The following is an 11373-nucleotide window of genomic DNA, read 5'->3' as shown; positions in this document are numbered from 1 at the left end:
TATTATTTGTCGTTAGTATTTGAGGACTGGGGGGAAATTGCCAATTTATACGCTATGTAGATTAGCACTCCGAGAACGGCAAGAGTCATCAGCGCTGAAATTAGCTGTACGACGCTATTAAAGACTGTCAGGACAATTATCGCTCCGACGGCAAAGGCTGCCACCTGCCCCGGTTTGGGGAGTCTTTGAAACTTGTCCAGTAATTGATTGTAGAAGGTTCCGACGGCTTGATAGCTGTCTGAATTTTGTGTGATGATTGGCGATCGTTCTACTTTAGCTTTTAGTTCTCCGAACGCTTGCTGCCAATTGAAGTTATTTTGAGGATTCATAAAAAAATTCCGAAGTTATTTTAGATTAATGTGTTTGGAACAGCCGTTATCCTCTACCGTCAAAGAACTAGAACCAAATGTCATTGTGTGAGGAAACATGAAGATCCATTATCCGGGCGATCGCGGCAAACTGTGGTTTAGCCCGATCGTGACCGTAGCCTTGGCAATGATTTTAGCGGATGCCGGTGCCCTTCGGAGCCAACCGCTACAAATTGCTCCGGGATTTCCCGAACCGCTGGGAGTTTCTGGAGTTTCCGGCGGCCCGAACAATAGTGGCGACTGCGGTTTTGTCTCCCAAGGACCGAACCACGTCATCGAAGTAACGCAGGATTTGCCTTACTGGCGGATTGCAGTACAAACCGCTGGAGCTCCAAGTTTAATGATTCAAGGGCCGAGGGGGCGTTTCTGCGTGCTGCCGGCGAATGCTGCTGCGGGGAATGTAGAATTTTCCGGTTATGGGGACAAGGGGACTTATGTTATTTTTGTGGGCGATCGATCTCAAGGTCAACACCCTTACTCTCTCTCTATTTCCCAAAAGCGAAATTAAAAATACAACGGAATTAGGAGGCTGGCTGTTAGAAAATGGCTTTTTTGCGATCGTCAAGAAGCCTGCTTTTTAACAGCAAGTGCGTTAACTAGGGATTTCCTATCAATTTTGTATTTGGTTTTTAACCCACTTCCGAAACAATCTGAGAGTTTGACTCGTGCCCACTGTTTGGCTTTGTTCGCAATATTGAGAAATAGCTTCAATAATTGGCAGATTGGGAAAAGTCGGACTAATTTCAGATTCAACATATTTCCCATCTTGAAGCACATTAATCAGAAGCTTCTTATTTTCATAGCGCCATATTTCAGGTACCCCCAGAGCTTCGTAAGCGTCCAGTTGAGTCTTGGAAGTTAAATCGACTTCAATTGCTAAGTCTGGCGGCGGATCGACAGTTAAGTCTATCCGCTTTTTACCAATCATTCGAGCATAATTCTGAATGTAAAAGCAGTTGTCAGGTTCAATACCTTGTAACATACTTTTTCGCTTAAAAGTCGTCGAACCAAAACATTCTCGATCGATTTCAAGTTCTTCGAGTAAGATTTTCACCATATCGCCAATGATTTCCTTATTGAATTCATGTTCTGGTAGTGGCATCCTAATCTCCAAAGTTCCTTGACTGTAAGCTATTCTAGAGCCACGGTGTTCTCCCAACTCTTCTAAAATTGCTTCAAATTCCTGCCACTTGACATCATCTAACAGCACTCTATGTCCAGGTGGTACAATGATTTGTCTTAATTGCAGCGTTACCATTTGAATCTCCGATTTATTTAAGTTTATGATAACTTGTCTGTATCGGTAATTGGGCATTGGGAAACAGTCAGGTTTGTAGTGAGGACTTCAGTCATCAAAGCCTGATTTGTTCTCTAACCCATTGCCGAAACAATCTGAGAGTTTGACTCGTCCCCACTGTTTGGCTTTGTTCGCAATATTGAGAAATAGCTTCAATAATTGGCAGATTGGGAAAAATAGGACTAATTTCCGATTCAACATATTTCCCATCTTGAAGCACATTAATCAGAAGCTTCTTATTTTCATAGCGCCATATTTCAGGTACTCCCAGAGCTTCGTAAGCGTCCAGTTGAGTCTTGGAAGTTAAATCGACTTCAATTGCTAAGTCTGGCGGCGGATCGATTGTTAAGTCTATCCGCTTTTTACCAATCATTAGAGCGTAATTCTGAATGTAAAAACATTCATCAGGTTCAATTCCTTGTAACATACTTTTTCGCTTGAAAGTCGTCGAACCAAATGGTTCAAAATCTATTTCTAGTTCCTCAAACAAAATTTTCACTAAATAGCCAATAATGATTTTAGCTTTCTCGTGTTCTGGTAGTGGCATCCTAATCTCTAAAGTTCCTTGACTGTAAGCTATTCTAGAGGGACGGTGTTCTCCCAACTCTTCTAAAATTGCTTCAAATTCCTGCCAGTTGACATCATGGAACAGCACTCTATGTCCTGGGGGTACACTGATTTGTTTTAATTGCAGAGCTACCATTTCAACCTCCGATTTATTTAAGTTTATTATAACTAATACAATCTTTTAATTTGAGTGGGTACACGGCGCCGCCTCAACTTAATTTACTGGTAACGGTCGCCAAAAATCGAGAAGTCTAATCTGCGTTTTTTTGCTGGTTATAAAGTTCCTTAAACTTGCGCTGCTGCTGGTTGTGATCTACGATCGGAGAGGGATAATGAAGAAGTCGGCGCTCTAAAGGTGAAAGATTTCCTGTTAGCAAAACTTTAGTATCAACGCGGCGCAATTCTGGAACCCAGTGCCGAATATATTCGCCCTCCGGGTCAAATTTTTGAGCTTGAGTCGCAGGATTGAATATTCGCAAAGGTTTCGGGTCCATGCCGCTCGATGCACTCCACTGCCAGCCGCCATTGTTAGCAGAAAGGTCGGCATCTATCAATTTTTGCATGAAGTATTTTTCACCCCACTGCCAGTTAATAATTAAATCTTTGGTGAGGAAACTGGCGACTATCATGCGGCAGCGATTGTGCATCCAACCTGTCTGATTTAACTGCCGCATTGCTGCATCAATAATAGGATAGCCAGTTTTGCCTTTACACCAAGCTTGAAAGAGCTTTTCATCGTTATCCCACGGAAAGTCTTTGAATGCTGGACGGTAGGGGCCGTCTGCTAATTCTGGGAAGTTATACATGGCGTGTTGGTAAAATTCCCGCCACGCTATTTCCTGTTGCCAAGTACGGATGCTTGTACACGCTTCTTCGCTGCGGCAAGTGTCCATTACTATCTGGGTAGCTTGCCAAACAGTGCGGATGCCAATTGCGCCAAATTTGAGGGCTGCACTGAGTTGGGATGTGCCGTTAATGGCGGGGAAATTGCGCTGTTCTTGATATTCGTAAATTGCCCGATCGCAAAATTCTTCTAATTTTTGTTGCGCTGCGTCTTCTCCGGGTTCTATTACTAATGGATTTTCCCAAATAAATCCCAAACTAGAGGCAGTTGGCACTGTTTCCATTGCACCTGCTTGGTTCGCGATTGCTTGTTCTTCGGCAGTTAATCCGGTCATTGATTCCAGATAAGTTATCGGCAGTGTCTCTACGGGTTGGGCTTTGGGTTTACTATTCCATTTTTTCCAAAATGGTGTATAAACTGTGTAGGGAGTCCCTGTACCACTGCGAATTTCATCTGGGGCGTGCAGGACTTGATCCCAGAAATTTTGAACTTGAATTCCTGCTTGTTGGAGGGCGTTTGATACGGACTGATCGCGCTGTTTTGCGTAGGGTTCAACATCCCAGTTCCAAAATACTGCTTGAGCATTTATAGCTGTTGCTAATCTCGGTATTCCTAGACTCGGGTCATCTTGAATTATCAGCAATTGGCTGCCGGCTTCCCTGTAACGCGCGGAGAGTTTTTGCAAGCAGCCGATCATGTATGTGACTCTAGCTGGCGCTACGTCATCCCGATTTAGGATATTGCGATCGAGACAAAAAATTCCGACTACTTTCGGGCTTTGCTGGCGCGCTGCTGCCAGTCCGATGTTGTCAGAAATACGCAAGTCGCGGCGGTGCCAAAATAAAATTAGATTGGAGATATCGGACATTTTTTTGATTAAATTTTAACTTTATACATTTCGCCGTAGGGTGCGTATCGGCGACCTTACTACGATATATTAAGTAGGGTGCGAAGAGCGCACCTTACCGCTATTTCAACGACCTTTTCTCTGTCACTCACATATCGGATTTACATCAAAAAGGGACGTGCCAAGAAAAAGCTAGAAATAGATTTTGCATCAATGGGTTCCCCAGCTAAGATAGCTTTCTCTAATTCTTCCGGGGTGAATAAAACTGTCTCCATGTCTTCGTCATCGTCTTGTGCTGGTGGCTTGTCCAGTTTTTCCAAATCTTGGGCTAAGAAAGCATAAATGATTTCATCGGAATAACCGGGGGCGAGAAAAAATTGCCCTAATTTCTGCCATTTTCCGGCGCGATATCCGGTTTCTTCTTCGATTTCGCGTTTGATAGTTTCGGCGGGATTTTCATTGATTTCTACCGTACCAGCGGGAAATTCTAAAATTCGCCCTTTTGTGGCAAAGCGATATTGGCGTACCAAGACGAGTTTACCTTCGGGTGTGACGGGAACTGCAAGTGCTCCGCCCGGGTGGCGAATACATTCCCACTCGCCTTCGGAACCGTTGGGAAGACGGAGGGTGGCTACGTCAAAGTTGAATTTGCGCCCTTGGTAAAATAGGCGTTGTTTGAGGAGTTGGGGTAGTTCTTGACCGATCGACATAAGCGACAAGCGAATAATGTTTGAGTGCACCGATTTAAGACATCATAGGCGATCTCATACGGTTTTAGATTTGAGATTTTAGATTTTACATTGGGAATGACGGATAACTCTCACATTTTGGAGCTTACCTACGGTTGCATTTTTTGTGAAACTGCTACGATCCGTGAATTGTACTCAATTTTTACAAGGGCAATTTTTGCACTCCGGAACAGTCTGCGGTTTGCAGGAGTTGGACGATCGCACTTTTCGTCACCGGATGCACCCAATCCGGGGCAATTTCTGCTAAAGGTACTAATACAAAAGCTCTTTCGCTCATCCGGGGATGAGGTAGAGTCAGTGTCGGAGTTTCTAGGATTAAATTGTCGTACAGCAGCAAATCTAGGTCGAGAGTTCTTGGCCCCCATTTTTCTCTGCGAATTCGATTAAATTTTATTTCAATTTTTAATAAAGTTGCTAGCAATTGTTCGGGTTCTAGTGCCACTTCGAGGATAGCACAGGCGTTGATGTAATCGGGTTGCGGCGGCCCTACGGGGGCGGTTTGATACCAGCTTGAATGAGATTTTACGGCTATTCCTGGGGTGTTGTTGAGGGTTACGATCGCGCTTTTGAGTGTGGCGAGGGAGTCGCCTAAGTTGCTACCGAGGGCGATCGCACATTTTGTTGATTTCATAAAGAAGAAGGTTCGGCAACGGATTGTGTAACGGATGTAACGGATGTCAGGAAGAAGGAAGAGGGAAGAAGAGTAACGCGGGGGCGGGTTGATCTATCTCCTTTACTACCGACAAATATTTCGAGTAAAACCCGCCCCTAAAAGCCTAATTTTTGGTGGTAAATTGATTTTACAGGACACTTTTTTAGGAAAATATGGTGACACAAAACTTTATTTTAATCAAATATTAACATACTGTTAATTTTTATTAACTATGATTGACAAGTGTTAGTATTTAGTTTCAAAAATAATGAATTTGTACCTACGCTTATTGTCGGCTATCATTCTAGCAATTATTAGTTTAGCAGCAAGTATATCAATAGGTTTGGCTGAAACAAAAGAGCGCTACATTACCCTAGATTCAGACGGCAGTCAATCTTTTGCGAGTTTAGTGCAGCAGGCGGAAGATTTAGCGAAAGAGTCGATCGCCCGCGAGTTTCAAGAAAATCCGGCATTAACAGAAGTTACAATCATCATTACAGCCGATCGCAGCCGGCAAAGAGTTCCGGTTTTGCGATCGAGAGTATCGCAGCCACGACAGGCAGAAAGATGCGAGAATCGAACATTGAACTAGATATTTTGCCGATGCTCAATTGCTGCTGGGATTCAGAGACGGCAATATTTCGCCTGCACATTATGGGTCTTCGCAAGTGATTAATTTACCTGCGCCCTGTCGCTCGACATCCCGAAAAAACGATCCGGGTTTTCGAGATGATTGAAATAGTGGTAATCGGGCAGGGGGCATGGAGAATTGGTAACAAACAACAAACAACCAATAACCACTAAAAAATAACCACTAACCAATTTATATAACTTATTATGGCTCTACCGGATGTTTGGGGTAAAAAGCAGTAGCTGATACATTTTTTGGGGACAATGAAGGCTGAAAACCTTGAGAAAGCTAGATTATAAGCTGGCGTTATCACCACCACTATGGGAGAACCCTTATTATTAACCCAAATAAAATGTGATTTTAATTAACCTTCAGGTTAACTCCGCTTAATTTAATAGTGATAAAGTTGCATACAGAATCATTTGATTAGGGATGTTGGGTTGAATAAGGAATTTATGTCTAAAATAACTCGCCGACAACTGCTAATTTTCTTCGGCAGCAGTGCAGCTACCACTGTGCTTGCCCCTCAACTAACTAAAACACTATTCGGCATCAATTCCACCTCAGCCGAAGCTGTAGTTCCGCTATCTTTCACTCCGTTAAGACTTCCCCACCCGCTGCCAATTTATCGAGAAATGCCCAGCTTTATGCCGACGGGCTTAAACGGAGAGGGAACCGTGATGGCTGCCTCACAGGATACTAAATTAACGAGTTACAGAATTGTTGACGATGTGGTTGTGCCGCCGGAATACGAACGCTACGTGATTCTCCGCTGGGGCGATCGAGTTTTCCTTGATCCGGCAGACTATTTCGGCTACAACTGCGACTACACGGCCTTCCTGCCCCTTCGCGGCAGCAATCACGATGGCTATCTCTGGGTAAACCACGAGTACGTATGCTTTCCGATGTCGAAAGCGGCACCCGATACCCAGTCAGATGTGGCATCGTTCCCGGCGAGCGATCGCGCCGTCCTCGGTATAGACTTATCCGTAAAAAATCAGGCTACCCTCGGCGAATTTTTGTACAATCTCGGCGGTTCGATCGTCCGCCTCACCAAACAAGCCAACGGACGCTTTGGGGCGATCGCCCGCGATCCCATCAACCGCCGTATCCACGGACTTTCCGGCCTCGGCATCAACAGCCAGCGTACCGACAAATACAAAGATGTCACCTCCTGGGGAACCAGACAAGGCGACGACAACTATCTTACAGGTACGGGCCCGGCAGCCACCCAAGTCTTCGCGCAAGTAAACACCGACGGACTTGGAAACCGCATCATCGGTACAGCCTACAACTGTTCCGGCGGCACAACCCCTTGGGGCACAATCCTCTCCGGCGAAGAAAATTTCCAAGGTAGCGAACTATTCTTTGTCGGAGTTCAGGAAAACGTCAAACCCAACGGCAGCCAAACCGGCTACGCCAAGGGCACTACCGGCGAGGAATTCGGCTTAGTCGGCGAAAAATACGGCTGGATGGTAGAAGTCGATCCTCAAGATCCGAGTTTCCGCCCCCGCAAACACACGGCTTTAGGCCGTTTCCGCCACGAAAACGTAGCGATTCGCGCAGCAGCGGGCCGCAGATTAGTAGTGTACATGGGGGAGGATCGACGGGGCGGACACACCTGGAAATTTGTCAGCAGCGGTACTGTCACCAATCCCGCAGATAAAAACAACAGCCGCTTGTTTGAAGACGGCACTTTGTACGTTGCCCAATATCACAGCAACGGTACAGGAAAATGGTTGCCACTCACTCTAAATAGTCCCACAAATCCGGTGCGTCCTTCTCAAGTTGGCGAGGCGGAATTAGCAAGTTTGGGCAAGGCTCAAAGAGATGCCAATACTCGCTTGCCCAAACGCGCCGGAATTGCCGAGCAAACCGAAGACGGCGGTTCTTTTGTAGTAGATACAACTAATGAAGCAACAGCACTTCCCGCCTACACAAATAAAACTCTTGCTAATTTCTATAGCAGCCAAGGTGCGCTTTTAGTTGATGCTTTCTTAGCGGCTAATTTGAGTGGTGGCACTCCGACTGCGCGGCCGGAAGATTTGGAAGTTAATCCTACTACTAAGGAAGTTTTCATTGCTTATACTGACGCCGCCCCCGGAAGCGACGGCTATCCAGATTCTCGCATTTTTACTGTTGCTAAATACGATAGCGCAGTCAACAGCACTCAGCAGTCGGGAGGACTGTATAAGATAATTGAAGACAGTCCTGATGGTGAAGGTTTGACCTTCCGCTGGGAGCGTTTGGCTCAAGGTGGAGAGGCGGGTGCGGTAGCTGGGGCGGGATTTGCTAATGTGGACAATTTGGTTTTTGACACTCAAGGCAATGTTTGGGGCGTGACTGATATGTCTACGAGCACGCACAATGGTTTTGATGTGGGTTCGGCTGGAAAGCAAACGACGATCGACCACAACAAGACTGGAAATGTGTCAGATTTTACTGGTGTTTTCGGCAACAATTGGCTGTTTTATATCCCGACTTCTGGGCAGAATGCAGGAACAGTAATTCCGTTTGCTTACGGCCCGAATCGGTGCGAAATGACGGGGCCGACTTTTGTGGGAGATACGCTGTTGCTTTCGGTGCAGCATCCGGGGGAAGATTGCCCGATCGATGATGGCACTGTACTGAGTCGGCAAATTGAAATGTTGGATTTGAACGGTGCTGTTTTCAATCAGACTCGTAGTGTTGCTCGCGGCAGTTTGTGGCCGAGTAATATTGAGAATGATCGGCGTCGTTCGCCGATGCCATCGGTGATTGGAATTCGTCGGGTGCGATCGACTTCAACGGGTGAGTTTGTTTAAATCTCACATCTTGCACCATTCTCAAGAACAGGCTTTCCGGCCTGTTGCACAAAGAGTGAATTTTCTTGTGGAACAGGCCCGAAAGCCTGTTCCTAAAAAGCTTATTGAGAATGGTGCAACATCTAAGTTTAAATAGGACTTACGCATCCGGGCCCAGAAACCTGGTTTTTACGAATCTGGAGTAAGATTGAATGAACCGCGAGGCACGCGGACGCGAAGAAAGAGAAAGAAGAAGATACTGTTCTTTATTCGCGCTCTTCTCGTCTTCGCCGTTCGTTCAAATAATTTAAAAAAGCCCTAGGAAAATTAATATCAAATCCCTTGAGCGCGAAATTTTTAAGAAAATTGTACTTGGCGATATAAGTCGGCGATCGCAATTTCTAGATTCACAGATTCAAGTTGCAAGGAATCGCCCAAACCATACTCGGAGAGAACCCATTGCCCTGGTCTATCGCGCCGAAACATCCGGAAGTGCTGTAATTCATTATCTCAAGTTCTTGGATGTCCCTGTTCCCACCTGATTCATACCTGAATTCAGCAACATCAATATGTGGTATTCGGAACATTATTCTATTATAAGTCTTGTCTGAGATTCACAGATTTTAAGTAGGATTCCGCTACGTCTAAAAACGGTTTTATCTAAGATCGTAAGTATTGCCAACCCTAATTTTGGCAACTAATTTTTTTTAGTTAAAGGAATAGCGATCGCGAATTCCGTTCCCTTTCCTGGTTCGGAGACGCATTCGATTTTTCCGCCGTGTCTCTCTACTATAATTTGGTAAGTTATTGATAAGCCGATTCCCGTACCTTTGCCTACTTGTTTAGTAGTATAAAATGGATCGAATATTTTCCGTCGGACTTCTTCTTTCATTCCCGATCCATTATCTGAAATCCGAACTTCGGCCATTTTGCCCTCAATTTTAGTAGCAATCTGAATCGTCGGAATGAAATATAGATCCTTAGAATTCGGCAAAGACAGCTTCTCTTCCAAAGTATCGATCGCGTTGTTAATTAAATTCATAAAAGCCTGGTTTAATTGTCCTGCATAACACTCGATCGCTGGTAAATCTCCATATTCTTTCACAATTCTAATTTCCGAGTGATGCGAGTTAGCTTTTAAGCGATTTTGCAAAATTAATAGCGTACTATCAATGCCTTCATGGAGATTTACTTTTTTGCGATCTGACTCATCTAAACGCGAAAAATTACGTAATGACAGGACAATCTGCTGGATGCGTTCGGTTCCAACTTTCATCGAATTGATAGTTTTTGGTAAGTCTTTAACTAAAAATTCTAACTCTATATTATCAGCTTCTAGTTTAATTTCTTTGGCTGGTTCGGGATAGTATTTTTGATACAAATCCAACAAACGAATTAAATCAGCTACATACTCGCTGGAATAACTAATATTACCGTGGATAAAGTTTACTGGATTATTAATTTCATGCGCGACACCTGCTACCATCTGACCCAAACTCGACATTTTTTCAGCTTGAATCATCATTGTTTGAGTACGTCGTAGTTCCTCCAAAAGAGATTCTAACTGTAAAGCTCTTTCTCTTAGTTTTGCTGGCGTACTTACCAAAACAAATATTGCACCTCCAGCTAATATAGCACTGAAACTAGCAGCTATCCACAACCATTTAAAAATAGGTGAATTCTCAATCCAGCCATCTTTTGGAATAGCTGCTAACTGCCAGGAGCCATTAGGTAAAGTTACTTCTAAAGTAACAGGCGATCGCTGGAAAACCTTAGCATCTCCAAAAAATACTTCTCCCGCAGCGCCTAATCCATCTTTCCCCCGAATCGCATATTTAAGCTTGGCAGATGAGTCTAATAGTCCCGCTTCTTTTAATAAAATATTCCAATCAATACCAATGCTTACCATTCCCCAATAGCGACCGCTTTCAGGAGGTTTGCCGACAGGAGTCAGAAAAATTGGGGTACGAGTAATCAAAGCCATATTACCCTGTTCGATTAATTTAACTGGCCCCGAAACTACAGTGTTTCTAGTATCAATTGCTCTTTGAAATGGCTTTTTTTCTTCTGGTATTTTCAGGGGTGCAAATCCTAAAGCACCTTCTTGACCTGCTAAAGGATAAAGATGGGTTGCAATTGAATTTTTGAACAATGCAGCGCTAGGAATGCCGGGTTGCTTGGCTAAGATAACTCTAGTCAAATTTTCAAACTCTGCTTGGCTAATATTTGGATTGCTTACTGAAATATAAGCTACCAAACCTTGCATTACAAATAATCGCTGGTTTAAAGAACCTTCAAGCTTAGCTCTCACCGTGCTAAGTTGGTCTAGTACAGCAACGCGGTTTTCCTGCTGGAAATGTTCGTTTTCTAAACGAATGAATAGCTCGGCGATCGCTAAAACGAGCGTCGCTGTTAAAAAGGCTGCTAGATAGGGTAAGTACCTGATTTTCACGTTCTTATTATATTAGAGCTAATTTGTAAACAAAAGATTAAGCAGACAGCCTGCGGGTCATCAAACGGATGAGCGACCCGTAAATCATCGCTTCACTGGTCTGGGTGTATAGTTCATAGTCCTTACTCAAGTGTCGAAACTGATTGAGCCAGCCAAAAGTACGCTCGACAATCCAGCGCTTAG

At 44.3% G+C, this 11373-nt stretch carries 11 protein-coding genes and 1 pseudogene; 3 read left to right on the top strand and 9 right to left on the bottom strand.

Annotation, left to right across the window (positions count from 1 at the left end; genetic code table 11):
* Nucleotides 1–2 precede the first annotated feature (2 nt).
* Entirely contained in the window at nucleotides 3–329 is a 327-nt protein-coding gene (locus QUA77_RS02620; RefSeq protein WP_333037842.1) for a hypothetical protein, read from the bottom strand.
* Nucleotides 330–426: 97 nt separating this feature from the next.
* Between QUA77_RS02620 and QUA77_RS02615 the strand changes: the two genes are divergently transcribed.
* Nucleotides 427–876, top strand: coding sequence for a hypothetical protein (locus QUA77_RS02615; RefSeq protein WP_333037845.1), 450 nt, complete (start codon nucleotides 427–429; stop codon nucleotides 874–876).
* Between the two features lie 102 nt (nucleotides 877–978).
* Here the strand turns inward: QUA77_RS02615 and QUA77_RS02610 are convergent, their stop codons facing one another.
* From QUA77_RS02610 to folK, 5 genes are all read right to left on the bottom strand, one after another.
* On the bottom strand, nucleotides 979–1626 hold the full coding sequence (locus QUA77_RS02610; RefSeq protein WP_333037847.1) for a Uma2 family endonuclease: 648 nt from the start codon (nucleotides 1624–1626) through the stop codon (nucleotides 979–981).
* A 94-nt stretch (nucleotides 1627–1720) separates the two neighbouring features.
* On the bottom strand, nucleotides 1721–2368 hold the full coding sequence (locus QUA77_RS02605) for a Uma2 family endonuclease (RefSeq protein WP_333037849.1): 648 nt from the start codon (nucleotides 2366–2368) through the stop codon (nucleotides 1721–1723).
* A 115-nt stretch (nucleotides 2369–2483) separates the two neighbouring features.
* Nucleotides 2484–3935: an FAD-binding domain-containing protein gene (locus QUA77_RS02600; RefSeq protein WP_333038011.1), complete on the bottom strand. Its 1452-nt coding sequence runs from the start codon at nucleotides 3933–3935 to the stop codon at nucleotides 2484–2486.
* A 149-nt stretch (nucleotides 3936–4084) separates the two neighbouring features.
* Nucleotides 4085–4633: an NUDIX hydrolase gene (locus QUA77_RS02595; protein WP_333038012.1), complete on the bottom strand. Its 549-nt coding sequence runs from the start codon at nucleotides 4631–4633 to the stop codon at nucleotides 4085–4087.
* Between the two features lie 181 nt (nucleotides 4634–4814).
* Nucleotides 4815–5303, bottom strand: coding sequence for a 2-amino-4-hydroxy-6-hydroxymethyldihydropteridine diphosphokinase (gene folK, locus QUA77_RS02590; protein WP_333449165.1), 489 nt, complete (start codon nucleotides 5301–5303; stop codon nucleotides 4815–4817).
* 289 nt (nucleotides 5304–5592) lie between these two features.
* On the opposite strand from folK, the gene QUA77_RS02585 reads away from it, so the two are divergent.
* On the top strand, nucleotides 5593–5916 hold the full coding sequence (locus QUA77_RS02585) for a hypothetical protein (RefSeq protein ID WP_333449164.1): 324 nt from the start codon (nucleotides 5593–5595) through the stop codon (nucleotides 5914–5916).
* A gap of 494 nt (nucleotides 5917–6410) precedes the next feature.
* Nucleotides 6411–8759, top strand: a complete 2349-nt coding sequence (locus QUA77_RS02580) for a PhoX family phosphatase (protein WP_333449163.1) — start codon at nucleotides 6411–6413, stop codon at nucleotides 8757–8759.
* A gap of 336 nt (nucleotides 8760–9095) precedes the next feature.
* On the opposite strand, the gene QUA77_RS02575 is transcribed toward QUA77_RS02580, so the two are convergent.
* The 3 genes and pseudogenes from QUA77_RS02575 to QUA77_RS02565 form a co-directional block, all read right to left on the bottom strand.
* Entirely contained in the window at nucleotides 9096–9224 is a 129-nt protein-coding gene (locus tag QUA77_RS02575) for a hypothetical protein (RefSeq protein WP_333449162.1), read from the bottom strand.
* A 211-nt stretch (nucleotides 9225–9435) separates the two neighbouring features.
* Nucleotides 9436–11190 (bottom strand): ATP-binding protein, encoded by a 1755-nt coding sequence (locus QUA77_RS02570; RefSeq protein ID WP_333449161.1) that lies wholly within the window; start codon nucleotides 11188–11190, stop codon nucleotides 9436–9438.
* Nucleotides 11191–11227: 37 nt separating this feature from the next.
* Nucleotides 11228–11371, bottom strand: a pseudogene (locus QUA77_RS02565) (transposase); the annotation flags it as partial.
* Between the last annotated feature and the right edge of the window lie 2 nt (nucleotides 11372–11373).

It is taken from the genome of Microcoleus sp. K5-D4, assembly GCF_036704575.1.
In the GTDB taxonomy this organism is placed as follows: Bacteria; Cyanobacteriota; Cyanobacteriia; order Cyanobacteriales; family Microcoleaceae; genus Microcoleus.
The sequence above is the reverse complement of the archived record's forward strand: the minus strand, read 5'-3'. Positions and strand labels throughout refer to the sequence as shown.

Coding starts and splice junctions, on each gene's coding strand:
- QUA77_RS02620 (WP_333037842.1), bottom strand. CDS start 329: ATGAATCCTCAAAATAACTTCAATTGGCAGCAAGCGTTCGGAGAACTA.
- QUA77_RS02615 (WP_333037845.1), top strand. CDS start 427: ATGAAGATCCATTATCCGGGCGATCGCGGCAAACTGTGGTTTAGCCCG.
- QUA77_RS02610 (WP_333037847.1), bottom strand. CDS start 1,626: ATGGTAACGCTGCAATTAAGACAAATCATTGTACCACCTGGACATAGA.
- QUA77_RS02605 (WP_333037849.1), bottom strand. CDS start 2,368: ATGGTAGCTCTGCAATTAAAACAAATCAGTGTACCCCCAGGACATAGA.
- QUA77_RS02595 (WP_333038012.1), bottom strand. CDS start 4,633: ATGTCGATCGGTCAAGAACTACCCCAACTCCTCAAACAACGCCTATTT.
- folK (WP_333449165.1), bottom strand. CDS start 5,303: ATGAAATCAACAAAATGTGCGATCGCCCTCGGTAGCAACTTAGGCGAC.
- QUA77_RS02585 (WP_333449164.1), top strand. CDS start 5,593: ATGAATTTGTACCTACGCTTATTGTCGGCTATCATTCTAGCAATTATT.
- QUA77_RS02580 (WP_333449163.1), top strand. CDS start 6,411: ATGTCTAAAATAACTCGCCGACAACTGCTAATTTTCTTCGGCAGCAGT.
- QUA77_RS02575 (WP_333449162.1), bottom strand. CDS start 9,224: ATGTTTCGGCGCGATAGACCAGGGCAATGGGTTCTCTCCGAGTATGGT.